The sequence below is a fragment of the Pseudomonas sp. CP-1 genome, assembly GCF_021213715.1.
GTDB lineage: Bacteria > Pseudomonadota > Gammaproteobacteria > Pseudomonadales > Pseudomonadaceae > Pseudomonas > Pseudomonas aeruginosa.
The window spans coordinates 123,098-143,865 of the sequence record NZ_JAJQKY010000008.1; the positions used below are offsets into that span (position 1 = coordinate 123,098).

The following is a 20,768-nucleotide window of genomic DNA, read 5'->3' on the forward strand; positions in this document are numbered from 1 at the left end:
GAACTTTCCCAAGTCTGGACGGTTCCAAGCGGATTGCCGCTGACGCCGGTCAATTTTCGCCCGGCATTGCGCGCTGCCACCCATTCGGTGCCTTGACACCCCAGTGGCATTCCGAAAAGCTCACGGCGTCGCTGGCCCGCTCCAGATGGCTCCGATCCACCTCAAGAGAGAACAAACGATGAAACGGATTCTGCTCGGTACCCTGTTCGCCGCCGCCTCCTTCAACGCTTTCGCCGACGCTCCCGGCGGCGCCGGCTGCGGCTGGGGCAACATGCTCTTCAAAGGCCAGCGCGGCGTGGCCACCCACGTGGTCGCGGCGACCACCAACGGCACTTCCGGCAACAACACCTTCGGCATGACCACCGGCACCAACGGCTGCCATACCAACGGCGCGCTGTCCTATGGCGGCAAGCCCCTGCTGGTGCTCGGCAGCATGATGGACGAGCTGTCCGAAGACATGGCCAAGGGCAATGGCGAAGCGCTGACCACCTATGCCGTGGTGCTGGGCGTGCAACCGCAGGACCGCGAGCACTTCGCCGCCGTCACCCACGAGCATTTCTCCGAGATCTTCAACAAGTCCGACGCCACCGCCGCCGACGTCTATGCCAACACCCAGGCGATCCTGAAACAGGACGCCCGCCTGGCCAAGTACGCCGAGCAGGCCTGAGCCTCGCCGCCTGCCCGTTCGCGGGCAGGCCCCTTTCCCCAAGCATTAAGCCTTGCCGATGCCGAAACGCCTGTTGCCCTGGATGGCGCTGTGCGCCTGCTCCCCCCTTCTGGCTGCGCCCACGGTTCCCGAGGCCCGCCTCCAGCAACTGGCCGCCGATCCCTACTGGATCGCCCTCGGCCACTACGAACGCGGCAAGCTCGGCGGTTGGCGCAGCTACGTCGACGACGAGCGGTTCTTCCTCGCCGACAACGGCGAGAGCCACCCGGACGCCGAACTGGCGGCCACGCTAAAGGCGCTCTATGCCTCGCCCAGCCTTGGCGACAAGCATGCCCAGTGCGTCTACCCGGCGCGCACCCGCTGGCTGCGCCAGCAACTGCAACTCGACGACCTGCCGCAGCCGCAGTGCGGCGAATACGACAACTGGTACCGCGACATCAACCCGCACAGCGCGGTGCTGGTGTTCCCCGCGGCCTACCTGAACAGCCCGTCGTCGATGTTCGGCCACACCCTGCTGCGCATCGACCAGGCCGACGTCACCAGCAACAACACTGCCCTGCTCAGCTACGCGCTGAACTTCGGCGCCTACATCGAAGGCATGGACAACAGCATCCTCTATGCCTGGAAAGGCCTGATGGGCGGCTATCCCGGCCTGTTCGCGCTGGTCCCGTACCGGGAGAAGCTGGCCGAATACAGCCGCCTGGAGAACCGCGATCTCTGGGAATACAAGCTGAACCTCACGCCCGAGGAGACCGGGCGCATGGTCGAACACGTCTGGGAACTCAAGCAGGTCCGCTTCGACTACTACTTCTTCGACGAGAACTGTTCGTTCCGCCTGCTCGAACTGATGGAGATCGCCCGCCCGGGCATCGAGCTGACCGAGCAGTTCCCGCTTACCGCGATCCCCACCGACACCGTGCGCGCGGTGAAGAACGCCGGGCTGATCGAGCGCATCGACTACCGGCCGTCGCGCGAGAAGGAACTGCTCGCCCGCGCCGAACCGCTCGACCATGCCGAGCGCGACTGGGCCAAGCGCCTGGCGGACGACGACAGCCTGCTCGACGCTCCCGACTTCAAGGCCCTGCCGATGCCGCGCCAGGCGCTGATCCAGGACGCCGCCTTCCGCCTGGTGCGCTACCGCGCCACCGGTCAGGCGCGTGACAGCGGCATCGCCTCGCGCAGCTACAACCTGTTGCGTGCGATCAACCGCAACCCGCCGCCGGACCTCCAGGTCGAGCGCCCCGGCCAGCCGGAAGACGGCCACGAGTCACGGACCTGGCAGTTCGGCGTCGGCAGCCGCGATGACCGCGCCTTCGCCGAGTACGGCCTGCGCATGGCCTACCATGACCTCGCCGATAACGCCTATGGCTTCCCCCTCGGCGCGCAGATCGAGATCGGCCAGCTCAAGCTGCGCCAGTACGAAGGCAACCGCTGGCAGTTGCAGAATCTCGACCTGGTCACCATCCGCTCGCTGACCCCGCGCAACCAGTTGCTCAAGCCGCTGTCCTGGCAGGTCGCCGGCGGCCTGGAGCGGGTGCCGGGCGAGGACGGCGACGAAAACCTGGTCAGCCACCTCAACGGCGGCGCCGGCGGCAGCTGGATGTTCGGCGACGACCTGCTGCTCTACGCCATGGGCACCGCGCGGATCGAGAACAACAGGGACTTCGCCGCCGCCATCGCCCCGGCCGTGGGCTTCGACAGCGGCTTGCTGTGGCGCAACCCGCTGGGCAACCTGACCCTGGAGGCCAAGGGCGACTACTTCCACAACGGTGAAGTGCGCCGCAGCCTGGGCTTCGTCCAGCAGGTCGAGCTGGGCCGCGACCTCGGCCTGCGCCTGAGCGCCGAACGCGAGTTCAGCCATGTCGGCAAGCCGATCAACGAGGTGAAGCTGGAGCTGCGCTGGTACTACTACTGAGCCAGCCTCCGGCGCACCTCCATCAGGGCGAAGCCGAGCAGGTTGAGGCCTTGCCAGGTCGCCGGCTCGGCTGCCAGGGGATCGCTCGCGGCCAGGCCGATGCCCCAGATCGCGTCCACCGGGCTGGCCTCGACCAGCACCCGGTCGGCGGTGCCCAGAAGGTATTTCTTCAGCGAAGCGTTCTGGCCGAACTTGCCGAGGTTGCCTTCGATCACGATTCCCACCCGCTCGGCGTTCCAGCGTGCCTCGTCGAAGCCGGCGACTTCGCGGCCGAGGGCCTTCGCCTCGCCTGGGCTGCGCGCCGCCAGGATGCGCTCGAGCAACCTAGGGTCGTCGAACAAGCGTGCCTTGGCCGCCATCATGTAATGCTCGGCGCTGGCGTAGCGCACCCCGTCGAGCTTGAACGAAGCCTCGTACCACTGGCTGAAACAGCTCTTGCCGACCTTGTCATCCGTCGCCGGGCGATGTCCCCAGAAATACAGGTATTTGAAGCTTTCGCCGGCCGCGCAGCGCTGGCGCAGCCGCTCGACGTCCATTATCTCGCTCATCGGCATTCGTCCCTGGAGCCCGTGAAAAGACGCCAAGGATATCCCGAAGTGGTGTTCAGGCGCGTATCTGCGCCCAGTCCAGGCCGAAACGCGCCAGGTACTTGCGCAGCCGGTCGGCGTCGTTGGGGTTGCGCTTGTCCTGGCGCGAAACGGCAAACAGCCGGCGTCCCGCCTCGGAAAGGGTCTTAGCCCCGCGGCACACCTCCAGCACCGCCTGCAGTTGCAGGCGGTCGAACAGATCCAGGACCTCCACCCGCTGCCCCAGCAGATCGGCCAGTGGCTCCCGGCCCGCATCGAGCCCCCAGGCCTGGCGCAGGCGGAGGATCTCCTCCTCGACCAGCGCCTCGTCGATCCGCCCGCTGTCGGCCAGGGTCGCCATCCGTGTGATGGAAGCCGACAGCTCGCGGAAGTTGCCGGCCCAGCGCGCTTCGCTGGAACCGGCGAAGGCCAGGTAGCGACGCTTGGCCTCCAGGTTGAAACGCACCTGCCGCCCTTGCTCGCGGGCGTGCCGCTCCAGTTCGAAGTCGATGTTCGGCTCGATGTCCTCGCGGCGTCCAGCCAGGCCCGGCAGCTCGAAGGTCCAAAGGTTGATGCGGGCGAACAGGTCCTCGCGGAACAGGCCTTCGGCCACTCGTCCGCGCAAGTCGCGGTGGGTCCCGGCGATAAGCTGGAAGTCGCTCTCCACCTCACGGTCCGAACCCAGCGGGAAGAAGCGCTTCTCTTCGATAGCCTTGAGCAGCATCGCCTGTTCGTCGGCGCCCAGCTCGCCGATCTCGTCGAGGAACAGCATGCCACCGTCGGCTGCGCGCAGCAGGCCTTCGCGCGCATTCTGCGCGCCGGTGAAGGCGCCCTTGACGTGACCGAACAGTGCCGACATCGCGCCGTCGCCGCGCAAGGTGGCGCAGTTGACCTCGACGAAACGCCCGTCGAGCTGGTGCCGGCTGCGCTTGAGTTCATAGATGCGCCGGGCGAGGAACGATTTGCCGGCACCGGTCGGCCCCACCAGCAGCATGGGTGCCCGCGAACGCACGGCGACCCGCTCGATCTGCTCGATGGAGCGGTTGAAAGCGGCATTGCGCGTGGCGATTCCCGACTTGAGCAAAGCCAGGCTTTCCTCCTGTTCGCGGCGGAACCGCGAGGCGATGCGGTCGTAGCGGGACAGGTCGAGGTCGATCAGCGTCGCCGAGCCCTCGGGATGGCGCGCCTCGTCCTTGCGCCGCGACGGCGAGGTCTGCACCAGCCGGGCCGGCAGGTAGCGCGCCTCGGTAAGGAGGAACCAGCAGATCTGCGCGACATGGGTCCCGGTGGTGATATGCACCAGGTAGTCCTCGCGCTCGGTGTCGAAGGGGTAGGCGCTGACGAAATCGTGCAGGGCGCCATAGACCTCCTCGAAGTCCCAGGGGTTGCGCAGTTCCATCTGCTGCAGGCGGACCTCGGTATGCGGCGACACCGCGGCGATGTCGGCGCGAATCCGCTCGGCCAGGCCGAGGTCGCGGGCGTCGTTGCCGTGGATCAGTTCGAGGCGGTCGATCAGCAGGTCCGGCTGCTGGCACAGGCCGATGCTCGGCCGCCACTTTTGCCAGCGCGCCGCGCCCTTGCCGAGACGGTCGAGGGTGGCGCCGATGAAGCCGATGGCGACCGTGCGTTTCATCACTGCTTATCCTTCAAGATAAAGATCGATATGAAAATATATAGAAATAGCCAGGCATCTCTCCATCGAATTCGCCGACGAATCGCGATAAAAAATTTATTCACCTTTAAAATCAAATAGTTAATCAATAAACAGTCTCATCGATAAAAACCTGGCACGCCGCTCGCTATATCCATCTCGACCGCATCGCCCATGCAGGCCGACGGGTCGGGACTCCAGTCCCGCCGGTGCCCGAGCCCACCCCTGGTGTCGGCGTCGTGCATGCCGCCCGCAACAACGACGGTCATTCGCGAATGACGGCAATGCCGCTTCGCGGTTCGATAGCTCAGCCTGGTAGAGCAACCATCCACGAAATGGTCTGTCGCGGGTTCGACTCCCGCTCGAACGTTGCCTTAACGGCAATCACTCAATGGCAACACCCGCCGGTGTGGCCGAGGCGAACTGCGCAAGCGGCCAGGAAGGCCGGACAACGCAAGGGAGCCGAAGCCGCCGCCGGCCCGTCCGGCCCGCGGTTCGGGCACGGGGCAAGGCAGGCCGGGGATCGAGGGAATCGATCGCATGGACAGGACGTCCGCCAGGCCAACCTCCTCCGCGCTCCACCCGCGACGCTCGACGGGCCGGCAACACCGGCACCACGGAAGAATGAAAGGAATGAAGAGATGAAAATGCTGAAGCGCTTTATCGTGAAGAAGAACGAACGCGGCCTGCTGTACTCCGAAGGCGACTTCCTCGCCGTGCTCGAACCGGGCACCTACCGCCGCTTCGATCCGTACGACCGCCTGAGCCTGGAAAGCTTCAGCCTGAACACCCCGCAGTTCGAACACCGCCTGGCCGGCTACCTGCGGCAGAGCGAACCGCAACTGGTGGAGCGCTATTTCACCCGGATGGACCTGGGCGACAACGAGGCCGGCCTGCGCTACGAGGACGGCGTGCTGGTGGAGCTGCTCGCACCGGGCAGCCGCCGACTGTACTGGAAAGGCCAGACCGAGCAGCGCCTGGAGCGCATCGACCTGACCCAGGACTATCGATTGTCTGCCGCGCTGGTCGCCCAGTTGCACCAGCCGAACCTGCGCGGCCGGGCCCTGGCGGGCCTGGACGCAGTGTTGCTGGTCCAGGTGCCGGCGTTCCAGGTCGGCGTGCTCAAGGTCGACGGCGCCCTTGCCGGCCTGCTGCAAGCCGGACAATACGGTTTCTGGCGCTACAACCGGCAAGTCAGCGTGGAACTGGTCGACACCCGTATCCAGGCGCTGGAGGTCAGCGGCCAGGAGATCCTTACCCGCGACAAGGTCAGCCTGCGCCTGAACCTCGCCGCCAACTGGCGCTACAACGACGTACTCACCGCCTTCTCGCGGCTGAGCAAGCCGCTGGAGTACCTGTACCGCGAACTGCAGTTCGGCCTGCGGGCGGCAGTGGGCACCCGTACCCTCGACGAACTGCTGGAGAACAAGCAGTCGATCGACGAAGCGGTCAGCGCCCACCTGGCCGCCAAGCTGGAAGACAGCGGCCTGGAAGTGAGCGGCCTGGGCGTGCGCGACATCATCCTCCCGGGCGAAATGAAGACCCTGCTGGCGCAGGTGGTGGAGGCGGAGAAGGCGGCCCAGGCCAATGTGATCCGCCGCCGCGAGGAAACCTCGGCGACCCGCTCGCTGCTGAATACCGCGAAGGTCATGGAGGAAAACCCGACCGCGCTGCGTCTGAAGGAATTGGAAACCCTGGAGCGGGTGGCCGAGCGCATCGACCGGATTTCGGTATTCGGTGGCTTGGACCAGGTATTGAACGGACTGGTCACGCTGAAGCAGGCCTGATCACGAACGATAGCCGCGCCGTCGACAAGACGGCGCGGAGCACAAGGAAAGCACGATGAAAGACATGAATATCCTCGAAGTGGCCGGCGGCAAGCCGATCAAGCTCTGGACCCAGGGCGTCCCGGTGGAGGAGGAAGCGCGCCAGCAGTTGCTGAACACGGCGAAGATGCCCTTCATCTTCAAGCACCTGGCGGTGATGCCTGACGTACACCTGGGCAAGGGCTCGACCATCGGTAGCGTGATCCCTACCCTCGGCGCGATCATCCCGGCCGCGGTGGGCGTGGATATCGGCTGCGGAATGATCGCCGCGCGCACCTCGCTGGTCGCCGCCGACCTGCCGGACAACCTGCACGGCCTGCGCAGCGCTATCGAGCAGGCGGTACCCCACGGCAAGACCTTCGGCCGCCGCGACCGCGGCGCCTGGCACGAGGTACCGGAGGCCGCCGACCAGGCCTGGAAGGCGCTCGCCGGTCGCTTCAAGGCGATCACCGACAAGCACCCGAGGCTGGAGAAGACCAACAACCGCCAGCACCTGGGAACCCTCGGCACCGGCAACCACTTCATCGAGGTCTGCCTGGACGAGGCCGACCGCGTCTGGTTCATGCTGCACAGCGGTTCGCGCGGGGTCGGCAACGCCATCGGCAACCTGTTCATCGAACTGGCCAAGGCGGACATGCGCCAGCACATCGCCAACCTGCCGGACAAGGACCTGGCCTACTTCGAGGAAGGCAGCCGGCACTTCGACGACTACGTGGAAGCGGTCGGCTGGGCCCAGGATTTCGCCCGGCAGAACCGCGCGCTGATGATGCACGCGGTAATCGAGGCGGCGCGCCAGGTGATCCGCAAGCCGTTCGAAGCCAACCTGGAGGCGGTCGATTGCCACCACAACTACGTGCAGAAGGAGCGCCACTTCGGCCAGGAGGTACTGGTCACCCGCAAAGGCGCGGTGTCCGCGCAGAAGGGCCAGCTCGGCATCATTCCCGGCTCGATGGGGGCGAAGAGCTTCATCGTCCGCGGCCTCGGCAACCAGGAAGCGTTCTGCTCGTGCAGCCACGGCGCCGGGCGGACCATGAGCCGGACCAAGGCGAAGAAGGTCTTCAGCGTCGCCGACCAGGCGCGCGCCACCGCCCACGTCGAATGCCGCAAGGACGCCGACGTGATCGACGAGATCCCGATGGCCTACAAGGACATCGACCGGGTCATGGAAGCCCAGCGCGAGCTGGTGGAAGTGCTGCACACCCTGCGTCAGGTGGTGTGCGTGAAAGGATGACGGGCGCCCTGTGGCGCCCGCTGGGGAAGAATCGAAATGAACAGGGAAGAACGCCATCCGCTCCCCGCCGCCATGCGCGAGCGGGTACTGGATGAGCTGGAACGGATCGAACGCGAGCACGACGTAGTCGTGCTCTACGCCTGCGAGTCGGGCAGCCGGGCCTGGGGCTTCGCTTCGCCGGACAGCGACTACGACGTACGCTTCGTCTATGTGCATCAGCCCGAGTGGTATCAGCGCGTCGAGGAACCTCGCGACGTGATAGAACGCCCGCTGAGCGACGAGCTGGACATCAGCGGCTGGGAGCTGCGCAAGGCGTTGCGCCTGATGCGCAAATCCAACCCGGCCCTGCTGGAGTGGCTCGGCTCGCCGCTGGTGTATCGGGAAGAGCCTGGCGTGCGCGAGGAACTGCTCTGGCTGGGCAACGCCTTTCACTCCGTACCTGGCAGCCGCCATCACTACCTGTCGATGGCACGCAAGAACTACCGCGGCTACCTGAAGGGCGACAGCGTCCGGCTGAAGAAATACCTCTACGTCCTGCGCCCGTTGTTCGCGGTGCGTTGGCTGGATGCAGGCCTGGGCTTGCCGCCGGTGGCGTTCGAGAGGCTAGTGGAAGCCACGCTGGACGACCCGTCGCTGCGCGAAGAGCTGGATGCCCTGCTGAGCCTCAAGCGTCAGCGCGACGAATCGGCCTACGGCCCTCCGCGCCTGGCGCTGCAACGCTTCATCGAAGCGGAGTTGCTCCAGGCCGAACGAGGGGCCGCCCAACCAACCGGCGCGCGCCAGGACAGCCGACTGCTGGATCGCTACCTCCACGACAAGATATGGCAATACACAAGGGAAACCTCATGAGAAAGGACCTCATCGAACTCGACGGCAGCGAAGGCGGCGGGCAGATCCTGCGTAGCGCCCTGAGCCTGTCGATGACCAGCGGCCAGCCGCTGCGCATCCGCAACATCCGTGGCCGGCGCAGCCGTCCGGGGCTGCTGCGCCAGCACCTCACCGCGGTGCGCGCGGCGGCGGAAATCTGCGCGGCCGAGGTCGAGGGTGCCGAGCTCGGCTCACGCGAGCTGGCGTTCCGGCCCGGTGCGATCCGCGCCGGCGACTACGCCTTCGCCATCGGCTCCGCCGGCAGTTGCTCGCTGGTACTGCAAACCTTGCTGCCGGCGCTGCTCGCGGCCAACGGCGAAAGCCGGGTGAGGATCAGCGGCGGCACCCACAATCCACTGGCGCCGCCGGCGGACTTTCTCCGCGACAGCTGGCTGCCGCTGTTGCAGCGGATGGGCGCGGAAGTCGACCTGGAACTGCTGCGCCACGGCTTCGTACCCACCGGCGGTGGCGAGCTGCTGGCGCGGGTACGCCCGGCGCGCTGGCGGCCGCTGCAACTGGAGCATCCCGGCGCGGCGCTGCGGCGCCAGGCGCGGGCGCTGCTCGCAGGGATTCCCGGGCACGTCGGCGAGCGCGAGCTGGAGAGGGTCCGCCAGCGCCTCGGTTGGAGCGACGAAGAACGCCAGCTGGAGTTCCTCGCGGAGGACCAGGGGCCGGGCAACGCCCTGCTGCTGCGGATCGACTGCGAGCACATCTGCGCGACCTTCTGCGCCTTCGGCCAGGCCGGCGTCAGCGCCGAACGGGTGGCGGAACAGGTCGCGACGCAAGCCATCGGCTGGATGGAAAGCGGCTGCGCGGCGGACGAGCACCTCGCCGACCAATTGCTGCTGCCCATGGCCCTGGCCGGCGCCGGCAGCTTCACCACGCCGCGGCTGAGCGCCCATCTGCAAAGCAACCGCCGGGTTATCGAACGCTTCCTGCCGGTGAGGATCGGCGACCAGGCGCTGGACGGCGGCGGTCATCGCATCGTCATCACATCGGCTTGACGAATTCCTCACCAATGCCGACCTAGACTCGCGCCGGACCTGCCAGCGGGCCCGGCGCGAACCTCCGGGAGCCCGTCCCGGCGGTCGAGGAGTCCCAGCCATGTCTTCTTCGCGTCTCGGCGTGCTTGTCCTCGCCCTGCTCCTGCTCACCGCCACCCTGCTCGGCGGCTGCGAAAACACCCACCAGCACCTGCTCGCCCAGGGCTACCCACCCGCCTATGCCGACGGTTTCGACGACGGCTGCGGCAGCGGCCGCCAGGCGGCCGGCTCGATCAGCGGCGAATTCCGCAAGGACGTCCCCCGCTACCTGCGCGAGGCGATCTACGCCAGCGGCTGGGGCGACGGCTTCGAGCAATGCCGGTCGATGGCGCGGAGCGAAGAGCGGCGGCGTTTCGAGGAACGCCAGTGGAACGACCGCGACGCCGATTGGCAGCGCGACCGCGACCAAGCGCTGGCCCGGGCCTTGCGCGAGCGCTGAAGCACGCTGCGACAACCATCCGCAGCATCGATCCCGGTGCGCTTGATCCACGTCAAGCCGGGCAGCGCGCCGCTGGCCTCTCCTCACAGGACCGGTTGTAACGCCTGATAAGGAGAAAAAAAGATGCAGTCCTCGCAACTGCTCCCGCTTGGCAGCCTGTTGCTGTCGTTCGCCACGCCCCTCGCCCTGGCCGATGCCCTGCACGACCAGGCCAGCGCGCTGTTCAAACCCATCCCCGAGCAGGTCACCGAGCTGCGCGGCCAGCCCATCAGCGAGCAACAGCGCGAACTCGGCAAGAAACTGTTCTTCGACCCGCGCCTGTCACGCAGCCATGTGCTCAGCTGCAACACCTGCCACAACGTCGGCACCGGCGGCGCCGACAACGTACCGACGTCGGTCGGTCACGGCTGGCAGAAGGGGCCACGCAATTCGCCGACGGTCTTCAACGCCGTGTTCAATGCCGCGCAGTTCTGGGATGGCCGCGCCAAGGACCTGGGGGAGCAGGCCAAGGGCCCGATCCAGAACAGCGTCGAGATGCACAGTACCCCGCAGTTGGTCGAACAGACCCTGGGCAGCATCCCGGAATACGTGGACGCCTTCCGCAAGGCCTTCCCCAAGGCCGGCAAGCCGGTCAGCTTCGACAACATGGCGCTGGCCATCGAGGCCTACGAAGCGACCCTGGTGACTCCGGACTCGCCCTTCGACCTGTATCTCAAGGGCGACGAAAAGGCCCTCGACGCGCAGCAGAAGAAAGGCCTCAAGGCGTTCATGGACAGTGGCTGCAGCGCCTGCCACAACGGCATCAACCTGGGCGGCCAGGCCTACTTCCCGTTCGGCCTGGTGAAGAAGCCCGACGCTAGCGTCCTGCCCAGCGGCGACAAGGGCCGCTTCACCGTGACCAAGACCCAGAGCGACGAGTACGTATTCCGCGCCGCGCCCCTGCGCAATGTCGCCCTCACCGCGCCGTACTTCCACAGCGGCCAGGTCTGGGAACTCAAGGACGCGGTGGCGATCATGGGCAACGCCCAGCTCGGCAAGCAGTTGGCGCCGGACGACGTGGAGAACATAGTCGCCTTCCTGCACAGCCTGAGCGGCAAGCAGCCGCGCGTCGAATATCCGCTGCTGCCGGCCAGCACGGAGACCACGCCGCGTCCCGCGGAATAACCGGCACAAGGAAAAACGGGGCTCCCCTGGAGCCCCGTTTTTTTCCTCGATGGGACGACCTCAGACCACGCCCTGCGCCAGCATCGCATCGGCGACCTTGACGAAGCCGGCGATGTTCGCCCCCTTCACGTAGTTGACCCGCCCCTGTTCCTCGCCGTACAGCAGGCAGGCATGGTGGATCGACTGCATGATGCCGTGCAGCTTGGTATCCACCTCGCCCTCGCTCCAGCGCAGGCGCATGGCGTTCTGCGACATTTCCAGGCCGCTCACCGCCACCCCGCCGGCGTTCGACGCCTTGCCCGGCGCGTAGAGGATGCCGGCCTCGAGGAACAGGTCGACGGCTTCCAGGGTCGAGGGCATGTTGGCGCCTTCGGCGACACAGACGCAGCCGTTGGCCAGCAGGCGCCGCGCATCCTCGGCATCCAGTTCGTTCTGGGTCGCGCAGGGCAGCGCGATATCGCAGGCCAGGCCCCAGGGCCGGCGCCCTTCGAGGAACTGCAGGGAAAACTGCTCCGCCATCTCGCGGATGCGCCCGCGGCGCACGTTCTTCAGCTCCATCAGGTATTCCCACTGCTCGTCGGAGAGCCCCGCCTCGGCATACAGGGTGCCTTCGGAATCGGACAGCGAGATCACCTTGCCGCCCATTTCCATGACCTTGCGCGCCGCGTACTGGGCGACGTTGCCCGAGCCGGAGATCGCCACCCGCTGGCCGTCGAAGCCGCGGCCACGATCCTTGAGCATTTCCTGGGCGAAGTAGACGCAGCCGAAGCCGGTCGCCTCCGGGCGGATCAGGCTGCCGCCGTAGCTCAGGCCCTTGCCGGTCAGCACCGAGGTGAACTGGTTGGACAGGCGCTTGTACTGGCCGAACAGGTAGCCGATCTCACGCGCGCCGACGCCGATGTCGCCGGCCGGCACGTCCAGGTCGGCGCCGACGTGACGGTACAGCTCGCTCATGAACGACTGGCAGAAACGCATCACCTCGGCGTCGCTCTTGCCCTTCGGATCGAAGTCGGAGCCGCCCTTGCCGCCGCCCATGGGCAGAGTGGTCAGGGAGTTCTTGAAGACCTGCTCGAAGGCGAGGAACTTCAGCACCCCGAGGTTGACCGAGGGGTGGAAGCGCAGGCCGCCCTTGTACGGGCCGATGGCGCTGCTCATCTGCACCCGGTAGCCACGGTTGACCCGTACCCGGCCCTGATCGTCGACCCAGGGCACGCGGAACAGGATCGCCCGCTCGGGTTCGACGATGCGTTCGATGATGCCGGCTTCCAGGTAGTGCGGGTTGGCCTCGAGGAACGGCCAGAGGGAACGCAGCACCTCTTCCACCGCCTGGTGGAATTCGGGCTGATCGGGATCGCGCCGCTTCAGGCGCTCGAGGAAAGCGTCGACGGATTGCGTCATTTTTCTCACCGGTTTCTAGTTTTGTGAACAATTTTTTGCGCGTGACTCTAACAAGCCAGGCGGCACCTAGAAAGTGCGAAATGACGCATTGATGAATCTTTATGGTGCAAAACTGAAACTTTCCGCGTCCGCCAGAATGGCTCGGGCCAGAGCACGCGCCCGGAACCAGGCTGCCTCCCGGGGTGGCCACGCACTGTTGAAGGGCGACGAGGGCACCGTTCGCGTGCATCCCGGCGCCAGATGCGAAAGGGCCTCCCCCTGACGGGGGAGGCCCTTTCTCTGCCTACGGCCGGGTCTAGAAGTCGTAGGTCGCGGACAGGCTGAACACCTGTCCCTTGCTGGTTGCCTTGCCATCCAGGCGTCCGCCGCCGAGGCGATCCTGGTTGACCGTCTTCAACGGCACCTCCTTGACGAACTGCCGCGAGTAGGCCGCGTCGATCGACAACTCCGGCATCGACTGGAAGCGATAGCCGGCGCCCAGGGAGGCGAAGTAGCGATCGCCGTCGGGAATCCGCGGGTCGCGGGTGGCATTGTGGGTCGGCGTCTGGTCGTAGGCGACCCCGGCGCGCATGGTCCACTGGTCGGTCACCTTGTAGTCGCCGCCCACCGCCAGGGTCCAGGTGTTCCGGTAGGTGTAGGGGATGGAGACGATCGTGTTGCCGTGGGACTTGAGGGTCAGGTCCTGGAACGACGACCACTCGGTCCAGGTGGCGCTGGCGCCCAGGCTCAGACGGTCGTTGAACTGGTGTACCCAGTCCAGCGAGGCGTAGGCGGGGATATCCAGGCGCGCCGAGGCGGAAGCGCCCATGCGCAGGTCCAGGCCCGGATAGGCCAGGCCCGGGGTGCCGCCCTCGATGGCGCCCTCGGTCAGCCCACCGTCGTGGTCGTAGAGGTTGTAGTGACCCTTCAGCTTGTTGCGGATCTTCGCGTGGTAGGCGAAGCCCAGGGTGTCGCGGTCGGTCGGCTTCCACACCGCGCCGGCGAAGAAGCCGGGCGAGGTGTTGTCCACCTTGACCCGCATCAGCGCGGACGAGTTCGAGGCCGGGAACGGAATCCCGCCCATGCCCGGGGAGTTGGCGGCCGAGGCATAGAGATCGAGGTTCTGGCTGACGAAGCCGGAGGTGCGCTGGATGATCACCCCGGCGCCCAGGGAGAAGTTGTCGTTGACCTTGAACGACAGGGAGCCGGTCAGGCCGATCGTCTCGATCTTGGTGTCCACCGCGAAATCGCGGCCTTTCCAGTTCGGGTCCCAGGTGCTGCGCATTCCCATCGGAACGACCTGGCTCAGACCGAAGGCGAAGCGGTCGTTGATCGGTACGACCAGGAAGCCGGTCGGCAGCCACGCGCCGAATCCGGCCTGGCCGCCATCGTTGGTACCCAGCTCGGGGGTGCCCGGCCCGTCCTGGTAGCCGCCGGTCATGGGATTGCCCTGGTAGTCGTAGGCATCGCCGTTGTACTTGATGTCGATATCGGCGTAGTTGACCGTCAACTGGGCGATCCGCTTGTCGATGAACGCCATGGCCGCCGGGTTGTTGAACGCGGCGCTCGGATCGTTGGGAAACAGCGAGCCGCCTGCCATCGCACGGCCCCAGCCCGCCGTGTTGGTGGTCGGCACCATGAAGCCGCCGGCTTGCGCCTGGGACGTGCCGAACAGTCCGCCGACGATCAGGGCGCAGAGCAATGGCAATGGTTTTCTGGCAAACAGGCAGGAAATATCGTTTTTGTTGTTCAAGGTTTCACCCCTGGTGGACTGCTAATGCACGGGGCACGATGGTCGGCCTGCTTGAGCGTCCTGGCGGACACCCTCCCCCAGACCGTTTTCCATGTGCGAACGAGGTTCTGCGCCGCTTCCGGCGGAAACTCCCTCGGACCTGCCGGCCCGCGAAGGACGCCTGGCAGCGGGAGCGCGAAACCGCTGGCGCCGAGGGCGCCAGCGGCAGCCCGGATTACGGGTTGACTACGAAGGCCGGGGTCGGCTTCACGCTCAGGCTGTTGATCTTGCAGTTGCCTGCCAGCGACTGATTGCTGGCGCTGAGGGTGTTGGTGGCGTTGCTCCAGGAACCGTTGACGGTGCTCGGGCCACAGGTAGAGGAGAGAATCTTGAAGCCGACGCCATCGACCTTGCCGGCAGTGGTGCTGGAAACGGTCAGCTTCCACGGCAGGCCGGTCATCTGCGGCACGCTGCACAGGGTGTTGCTGCCGCTGACGGTGACGCTGTCGATCGAGGCATAGGAGCCATCGGCGGCGGTCTTGCCCTTGAAGGTGATGTTGCAGGTCACTGGCAGATTGAGCGACGCCGGCGAGCTCACGCTGATGGTGCCAGGTGCGGTGAAGGCCGAGTTGACCGGGGTGATGGTGGCCGCGCTGGCCATGGACGAAACGCTCAGGCAGAGAGCAAGAGCAGCAAAGGACGGCAGGGACTTGATGGATTTCATTGTTTTGTATCCTTCCAGTGAGTTGGCAACGCTCGCGGTTGCCGAGCCTTGATCATGCGGCAGGATCGTCGCCGACCCGCCCCCACGACCACCTTGTGCCTTCCCGTCCGATCCACCTGCCAGGCGAACCACACCACCCGCCTTGGCCGTGCGTACCGGGATTCGGGAGAGGCTTTACCTCATGAGTCCTATCCGGTGCCGACGCTGACGGTCCCCACGACGAGCCGGGACAGACCGGATATCGGAAAGATCCGATAGGGTTTGCCAACCCGCCGCGCCTCGAGATGCCCACCTGGCCGACCTCCGCGAACGCAGGCCTGACAGGGCTGGCAATCACCACGAAGGGGCAGTGGACCAGTCAACGACGGGGGCCAGAGTACGGTCAGCACGGCTCTGGAAAAGCCTAGCGAAAGAAGGGGGTTGACCCTCCGAAGGAAGGTCGGTGAATGCCGTGGAGGGCGGACGAAGCGTCGTCGCGAAGGAATCCTGATACCTCTGTCAACATCCGCGTCGGGAAGAAACGCACCATGACGGGGCGTACCTACCAGAATTGGCAGCTCGCGAAGCGACCCAGCCAACCCAAAGTTAGGTTGCCAACTATCGGTCGGACGATGACGGCACGCGAACGAGACCCGGCTGCAACTCGAACACCTCCACGCCCTCCGGCGTGGAGCGTCCGATCTTGACCTGTTGCGCCATCACGCTGGCGCCGGGAGCCTGGCGAAAGTCCACGAACAGCCGGTCACCCTCGTGGCGTATCGCCTCCGGCGGCACGACGATGGCCTGTTCGTTGCGATAGGTGGTGACCGTCAGCTTGGCGCTCATTCCCAGACGAATCTTCTGCAACTGGCGGGGATCGAGCGGCGCTACCGATACCGTCACCTCGAACTGCGGGCTACCTCCCTGGGCCATGCCGGGCAGAGCCTGACCACCGAGGGCGGCGATGACGCCCGCCAGCGTGGTGCCCTCGAAGCCGTCGCCACTGATTTCCACCGCCTGCCCTTCGCGCAACTGGTTGATATCCAGTTCGGAAACCTTCGCAGATACCTTCAGCCGCTCGACGCTGGCCAGGCCGAACAACGCCTGGCCCTGCCCCAGCTTGCTACCGGCCTGCACCGGTTCGCGGCTGCCCTGCTCGCCAGCCAGGCCGGGCGCCGCGACGACGATACCGGCAAAGGGCGCGCGCACCGTACGGCCATCCAGCTGGGCCTGCAGCGTCTCGTATTTCACGCTGGCGTTGGCCAGGTCCATTTCGGCGATCTGGCGATTCTCGCCCTGCCCCTTGGCGCGGGTCGACTCCACTTCCCGCCGGGCCGCCTCCAGGTCCATGCGCTGCTGGCTGGCCTGTTGTTCGAGATCGTCGAGTTCGTTGCGCGGGACGATCCCGCGCTGGAACAGCTCGCGGGTCTCGCGCAACTTGCGCTCGGTGCTGCTCTGCGCCAACTGCGCGCTGCGCAGGGCACGACGGACCCGCGCCATGTCCTCGCCACGCTCCCAGTCGCGCAGGTCCTGCAGGGTGCGACGGGCCTTGAGCAACGCCGACTGTGCCTCGCGCACCTGCACGGCGATCTCGCGGGTGTCCATGCGCAGCAGCTCCTGTCCTTCCGCGACCCGCTGTCCCGGCTCCACCAGCAGCGCCTCGACATTGCCGGCGAAGGGCGCCGCCAGGGTCACCACGCGCCCCGGTTCCAGGCGTCCGACCAGGCCGATCTGATGCACCAGCGGGGCCGCCCGTACGGCGACCCAGCGCTCCCCTTCCGTGCGTTTCGCGGTGCCGCCGGCGAGGACCAGCCAGGCCAGCGCCGCGACAACCGCCAGGCCGGCGGCGAGCGGCAATGCGGGCCGGCGCAGGAAGGAAAACCGGTCAGTGGTCATTGAGCGAAATCTCCCAGCTATCCAGGGTCATGCCGACGATCAGGTCGAGCTGCGTCTGCGCATTGAGAAACGAGATCAGGGCATTCAATTGGGTGTTCTCGACGTTGCGCAGGTCGGTCTCGAAGCTCAGCACCTGGAAGTTGCTCGAACGCCCGACGCGCAGCTTTTCCCGCTCGATCTCCAGCTTGCGCCGCGACAAGGCGGTGGCGCGCTGGGCGATCTGGTACTGGCGCCAGCGCGTGCCGAGGTCGCGCACCGCATCGATGACGTTCTGCTCCAGGGTCTGCCGGGCATCCTCGATCAGGATCTTCTGGTTCTCCACGTCGACCTGGGCGCGCACCTCGGCCTGCCGGCGGCTGAGGTCGCCGATGGGAATTTCCACCTGTACCCCGGCGTAGCTGTCCCAGCTGCGTGAATTGTCGCCACCGCCCTCGCTGTAGCGGTCGCGGATCTGGCTGGCGCCGCCCACCAGCGAGACATCCCACAGGCGCTGGTTCTTCGCCAGCACCAGGTTGAGGTCGGCCTGGCGACTGCCGATCAGGCGTTGCAGGTATTCCGGTTGCTGCTGCAGGGCGGTCCTGATCGCCTGCTGGCGGTCGACCTCGATCGGCGTGGCGGCCAGCGCATCGCTGGCGCGGATCTGCGTCGACAGGTCCAGCGCCAGCAGTTGCAGCAGGGCCAGGCGTGCGCTGTCGACCTGGTTGGCGGACTCCTCGACGTTGAGCTCCTGGCTGGCGACGTCGGCCTCGGTCTGCACGATCTCGAATTCGGCCATTCGCCCGGCGCGGATCATCGCCCGGTTGACCTCGAGCAGCTCCTGGGTCCGCGCCAGGGCTTCGCGAGCGATGCGCGCCTGCTCCTGGGCGCGCAGCAGCTCCCGGTAGGCACCGATGACCTGGCTGATGGTCTGCGACACGCTGGCCTTGAGTTGCAGGCGATTGGCGTCTTCGGAGAGACGTGCCAGGCGCAGCGGCGCGGTGGTGACGTCCCAGCCCGCATCGCGCAGCAACGGCTGGACGACGGTCAGGTCGAGGCCATCGCTGCGGTAGCGCCCGGCCTCGTCGGCGGTGCGGAACTGCTTCACCCAGGCCAGGCTGAAGCGAGTGCCATATTCGCCAAGCAGGGTCGCGGTGGGCGAGACATTGCTGGTCCTCGTGCGGTCTTCGGTGGCGCGGTTGGCGCGATAGTCGCCGCGCACCACCAGCTTCGGGTTGAAGGCGTCGGCGGCGACCCGCAGGTCGAACTTCTGCGCGATTCGTTGCAGGTAGGCGCTACGGATTCCACGGTTGTTGCGCAGGCCAAGATAGACCGCGTCGCTCAGGCTGAGGTCGATCACCTGCTCGCTGAGCAGTACCGACCTGCCCTGCTCGCGGGCCATGCTCGGTACGTCCGGACTCAGCGCCGGGTTGACGCTGGCCGCCACCGGAAGAGCGGCGACCAGCCACAGCACGCCCAGGCCCCACCTATTCATCGCGCAGCGCCTCGACCGGTTGCAGGCGAGCCGCCGAGACCGCCGGATAGAGCCCGAAGAACAGCCCCACCAGCAGGGTACTGCCCATCCCCAGCGGCAGGGCCGCGTAGGCCAGAGAGAAGGTCCAGCCGGAGAACCTGGCGTAGAGATACGCAGTCGCCACGCCGAGCACCGCGCCCGACAGCGCGCCCGCGGCGGTCAGGGTCACCGCCTCGATCAGGAACAGGTTGCGGATGTCCCGCTGGCGCGCGCCCAGCGCCATGCGCACGCCGATTTCCCGGCGGCGTTCGGCGACACTCATCAGCATCACGTTCATCACTCCGACGCCGCCGCCGAGCAGGGAGATGATCCCCAGTCCGGCCAGCAGGTAGGTGAAGGTCCGGGTCTGCCGCTTGAGTCCATCGAGCACCTGCTGCGAGACCTGGACCTGCGCCTCGTGACCGGGCAACCGCGCCGTCAGGGCCGCGCCCAGGGCCGCGCCGACGCTATAGACGTCCGCTCCCGGCGTGACCCGCGCCACCACGTGGCTGACCTCGGCGGCCGGCTGCAGGCGCGGCATGCCCGGCGCCGGCACGAACAGCGAGTCGTTGGCGGCGAACGGCAAGAGAGCGGCGCTGGCCTGCGGCTGGAGAATGCCGATCACGCGGAACAGATAGTCGTTGACCGTCAGTTGCTCGCCGAGGCGCAGCGGATCGCCGGGCGCCCCCAGGGCCTCGGCGATTGTCGCGCCCACCACCACGTAGGTGTCGTGATCGTCGAAGTGCGAGAGGAAACGTCCTTCGCGCAGCCGTAGCCTGGCGGCGGCTGCGAGCCCGGCGCTGGCGCCGACGATACTGGCGTTGCTGGTGCGTCCGTGAAAGGTCACCGGGGCCGAGTACAGGCCCAGCGCCGCCAGGTGCTCCAGACCGGCCACGTCGCGGAGCAGCGGTTCGGTGTCGAGCGACGCCGGCATCGGCATCGGCGCCTGCGGGGCGAACGGGAACTGCACCACCAGGGTGTCGGTGCCCATGTCCTTGAAGATGCTCATCGCTTCGTCGGTCGCGTTGCTGCCGATGTTCAGCATCGCGATCACCGATGAACAGCCCATGACGATACCCAGCAACGCCAGCAGCGAGCGGCGCCCCAGCCCGCGAAGACTGGCGAGGGCCTCGTGAAGCAATTGCCGGGGCGACGGGCTGGCGCTCACCGGCAGGCCTCCGCCAGGTCCTCGTGCACCTCGCCATGCCGTACTGTCAGTTGGCGCCCGAGACGGGCGGCCAGGCCGGGATCGTGGGTGACCACCACCAGGGTCACCTGGCGCTCGCGGTTGAGCGTGAGAAGCAGCTCCAGCACTTCTTTCGCGGTGCTCGCGTCGAGGTTGCCGGTTGGTTCGTCGGCGAGGATCAGCGCCGGCTCGCCGACCAGCGCGCGAGCGATGGCGACGCGCTGCCGCTGGCCGCCGGAGAGGTCCGCTGGACGATGGCCGGCGCGCTCGGCCAGGCCGACCCGGGCGAGCATCGCCTCGGCCCGCTCCAGTGCCTCGCGGCGCGGCATCCCTCGATAGCTCAGGGGCAGCGCGACGTTGTCCAGCGCGTTCAGCCGCGGCAACAGGTTGAAGCTCTGGAAGACGAAGCCGATCAGGCGATTGCGGATCGCCGCCAGTCGGTCCCCGTCGACGCTGAAGATGTCGTGCTCGGCGAAGCGGTAGGCGCCGCTGTCCGGGCGGTCGAGCAGGCCGAGGATATTCAGCAGGGTGCTCTTGCCCGAGCCCGACGCGCCGACGATCGCGCAGCTTTCTCCGGGAAAGATGTCCAGGCAGACGTCTTTCAGTATCTGCAGCGGCTGCCCCCCCAGGAGGTAGCCCTTGCCGATCCCCTGCAGGGAGATCAATGATTCGTGCTTGTTTGTTGTTGGCATTCGCACCCGACCGCTCGCATCCCTTCAAGGCCCGCCCGGTCGTACCGCCGCAAGGCCGGCGATACAGGCCGAACGGCCATACTGCTGATGATGGAGACAGCGCACAAGCCGCCACCACCGGCAACGCTACCCCGAGGCGCCAGCGCCGAGCGAAGGTAGCGGCTGGTCCGCCCGGCCAATGCCGGTACTCGATTCCGCCGGGCTTCGCCATATGGCGCGGCCTCTCCGGGCAGGCGGTATTGAGCGCACGGATCGGCTGCGCAGACCACTAGCAGAGCTGACACCATCGCGGCCGTCGATGCACCCCCATCTTTAGTTAGGTGA

17 protein-coding genes and 1 tRNA gene are annotated in these 20,768 nt (G+C 66.8%); 9 read left to right on the forward strand and 9 right to left on the reverse strand.

Features of this window, described 5'->3' with window-relative positions; translation table 11 throughout:
- Positions 1-178: 178 nt before the first annotated feature.
- On the forward strand, positions 179-667 hold the full coding sequence (locus LT948_RS17650) for a DUF3015 domain-containing protein (protein WP_003094783.1): 489 nt from the start codon (positions 179-181) through the stop codon (positions 665-667).
- A 58-nt stretch (positions 668-725) separates the two neighbouring features.
- Entirely contained in the window at positions 726-2,582 is a 1,857-nt protein-coding gene (locus LT948_RS17655) for an Lnb N-terminal periplasmic domain-containing protein (protein WP_003094784.1), read from the forward strand.
- Here the strand turns inward: LT948_RS17655 and LT948_RS17660 are convergent.
- Together LT948_RS17660 and rtcR are read right to left on the reverse strand one after the other, a co-directional pair.
- A complete protein-coding gene (locus tag LT948_RS17660; protein ID WP_004352744.1) occupies positions 2,576-3,130 on the reverse strand; it encodes an NADAR family protein in 555 nt (184 codons plus the stop codon). The two genes, LT948_RS17655 and LT948_RS17660, sit on opposite strands and share 7 nt — an antisense overlap.
- Before the next feature lie 55 nt (positions 3,131-3,185).
- On the reverse strand, positions 3,186-4,781 hold the full coding sequence (gene rtcR / locus LT948_RS17665) for an RNA repair transcriptional activator RtcR (protein ID WP_033941717.1): 1,596 nt from the start codon (positions 4,779-4,781) through the stop codon (positions 3,186-3,188).
- 314 nt (positions 4,782-5,095) lie between these two features.
- Between rtcR and LT948_RS17670 the strand changes: the two genes are divergently transcribed.
- The 7 genes from LT948_RS17670 to ccpA all read left to right on the forward strand — a co-directional run bounded on the left by LT948_RS17670 (position 5,096) and on the right by ccpA (position 11,369).
- Positions 5,096-5,169: transfer RNA gene (locus tag LT948_RS17670), tRNA-Arg, on the forward strand.
- A 271-nt stretch (positions 5,170-5,440) separates the two neighbouring features.
- Positions 5,441-6,586, forward strand: coding sequence for a slipin family protein (locus tag LT948_RS17675; protein ID WP_003116273.1), 1,146 nt, complete (start codon positions 5,441-5,443; stop codon positions 6,584-6,586).
- A gap of 55 nt (positions 6,587-6,641) precedes the next feature.
- On the forward strand, positions 6,642-7,856 hold the full coding sequence (locus LT948_RS17680) for an RtcB family protein (protein WP_003119410.1): 1,215 nt from the start codon (positions 6,642-6,644) through the stop codon (positions 7,854-7,856).
- Positions 7,857-7,892: 36 nt separating this feature from the next.
- Entirely contained in the window at positions 7,893-8,705 is an 813-nt protein-coding gene (locus tag LT948_RS17685; RefSeq protein WP_021264108.1) for a nucleotidyltransferase domain-containing protein, read from the forward strand.
- Positions 8,702-9,727 (forward strand): RNA 3'-terminal phosphate cyclase, encoded by a 1,026-nt coding sequence (gene rtcA / locus LT948_RS17690; RefSeq protein ID WP_033995363.1) that lies wholly within the window; start codon positions 8,702-8,704, stop codon positions 9,725-9,727. Before LT948_RS17685 ends, rtcA begins: the two co-directional genes overlap by 4 nt.
- A 100-nt stretch (positions 9,728-9,827) precedes the next feature.
- The gene (locus LT948_RS17695; protein WP_021264107.1) at positions 9,828-10,205 is read left to right on the forward strand and encodes a hypothetical protein; all 378 of its coding nucleotides are present in this window, start codon (positions 9,828-9,830) and stop codon (positions 10,203-10,205) included.
- Positions 10,206-10,328: 123 nt separating this feature from the next.
- Positions 10,329-11,369: a cytochrome-c peroxidase CcpA gene (gene ccpA, locus LT948_RS17700; protein WP_021264106.1), complete on the forward strand. Its 1,041-nt coding sequence runs from the start codon at positions 10,329-10,331 to the stop codon at positions 11,367-11,369.
- Between the two features lie 60 nt (positions 11,370-11,429).
- Here the strand turns inward: ccpA and gdhA are convergent, their stop codons facing one another.
- The 7 genes from gdhA to LT948_RS17735 form a co-directional block, all read right to left on the reverse strand.
- On the reverse strand, positions 11,430-12,767 hold the full coding sequence (gene gdhA, locus LT948_RS17705; RefSeq protein ID WP_003094817.1) for an NADP-specific glutamate dehydrogenase: 1,338 nt from the start codon (positions 12,765-12,767) through the stop codon (positions 11,430-11,432).
- 295 nt (positions 12,768-13,062) lie between these two features.
- Complete coding sequence (locus LT948_RS17710) at positions 13,063-14,454, reverse strand: outer membrane protein transport protein (RefSeq protein WP_023443563.1); 1,392 nt, start codon at positions 14,452-14,454, stop codon at positions 13,063-13,065.
- Positions 14,455-14,713: 259 nt separating this feature from the next.
- Entirely contained in the window at positions 14,714-15,202 is a 489-nt protein-coding gene (praA, locus tag LT948_RS17715; RefSeq protein ID WP_003119407.1) for an alkane oxidation protein activator PraA, read from the reverse strand.
- A gap of 597 nt (positions 15,203-15,799) precedes the next feature.
- Positions 15,800-17,077 carry an efflux RND transporter periplasmic adaptor subunit gene (locus LT948_RS17720; RefSeq protein ID WP_003141568.1) on the reverse strand — a complete coding sequence of 426 codons (1,278 nt, stop codon included), beginning with the start codon at positions 17,075-17,077 and terminating at the stop codon, positions 15,800-15,802.
- Positions 17,067-18,548 (reverse strand): TolC family protein, encoded by a 1,482-nt coding sequence (locus LT948_RS17725; protein WP_003110719.1) that lies wholly within the window; start codon positions 18,546-18,548, stop codon positions 17,067-17,069. The genes LT948_RS17720 and LT948_RS17725 overlap by 11 nt, the downstream gene beginning before the upstream one ends.
- Entirely contained in the window at positions 18,541-19,734 is a 1,194-nt protein-coding gene (locus LT948_RS17730; protein WP_023092942.1) for an ABC transporter permease, read from the reverse strand. Before LT948_RS17730 ends, LT948_RS17725 begins: the two co-directional genes overlap by 8 nt.
- Entirely contained in the window at positions 19,731-20,417 is a 687-nt protein-coding gene (locus LT948_RS17735) for an ABC transporter ATP-binding protein (RefSeq protein WP_003112804.1), read from the reverse strand. Before LT948_RS17735 ends, LT948_RS17730 begins: the two co-directional genes overlap by 4 nt.
- Positions 20,418-20,768: the final 351 nt, after the last annotated feature.

Excerpts from the sequence above, each read along its gene's own strand:
- LT948_RS17655 (WP_003094784.1), top strand. The coding sequence starts at position 726 with ATGCCGAAACGCCTGTTGCCCTGGATGGCGCTGTGCGCCTGCTCCCCC.
- rtcR (WP_033941717.1), bottom strand. The coding sequence starts at position 4,781 with ATGAAACGCACGGTCGCCATCGGCTTCATCGGCGCCACCCTCGACCGT.
- LT948_RS17685 (WP_021264108.1), top strand. The coding sequence starts at position 7,893 with ATGAACAGGGAAGAACGCCATCCGCTCCCCGCCGCCATGCGCGAGCGG.
- ccpA (WP_021264106.1), top strand. The coding sequence starts at position 10,329 with ATGCAGTCCTCGCAACTGCTCCCGCTTGGCAGCCTGTTGCTGTCGTTC.
- rtcA (WP_033995363.1), top strand. The coding sequence starts at position 8,702 with ATGAGAAAGGACCTCATCGAACTCGACGGCAGCGAAGGCGGCGGGCAG.
- LT948_RS17720 (WP_003141568.1), bottom strand. The coding sequence starts at position 17,077 with ATGACCACTGACCGGTTTTCCTTCCTGCGCCGGCCCGCATTGCCGCTC.
- LT948_RS17650 (WP_003094783.1), top strand. The coding sequence starts at position 179 with ATGAAACGGATTCTGCTCGGTACCCTGTTCGCCGCCGCCTCCTTCAAC.
- LT948_RS17695 (WP_021264107.1), top strand. The coding sequence starts at position 9,828 with ATGTCTTCTTCGCGTCTCGGCGTGCTTGTCCTCGCCCTGCTCCTGCTC.
- LT948_RS17725 (WP_003110719.1), bottom strand. The coding sequence starts at position 18,548 with ATGAATAGGTGGGGCCTGGGCGTGCTGTGGCTGGTCGCCGCTCTTCCG.
- LT948_RS17675 (WP_003116273.1), top strand. The coding sequence starts at position 5,441 with ATGAAAATGCTGAAGCGCTTTATCGTGAAGAAGAACGAACGCGGCCTG.
- LT948_RS17660 (WP_004352744.1), bottom strand. The coding sequence starts at position 3,130 with ATGAGCGAGATAATGGACGTCGAGCGGCTGCGCCAGCGCTGCGCGGCC.
- gdhA (WP_003094817.1), bottom strand. The coding sequence starts at position 12,767 with ATGACGCAATCCGTCGACGCTTTCCTCGAGCGCCTGAAGCGGCGCGAT.
- praA (WP_003119407.1), bottom strand. The coding sequence starts at position 15,202 with ATGAAATCCATCAAGTCCCTGCCGTCCTTTGCTGCTCTTGCTCTCTGC.
- LT948_RS17680 (WP_003119410.1), top strand. The coding sequence starts at position 6,642 with ATGAAAGACATGAATATCCTCGAAGTGGCCGGCGGCAAGCCGATCAAG.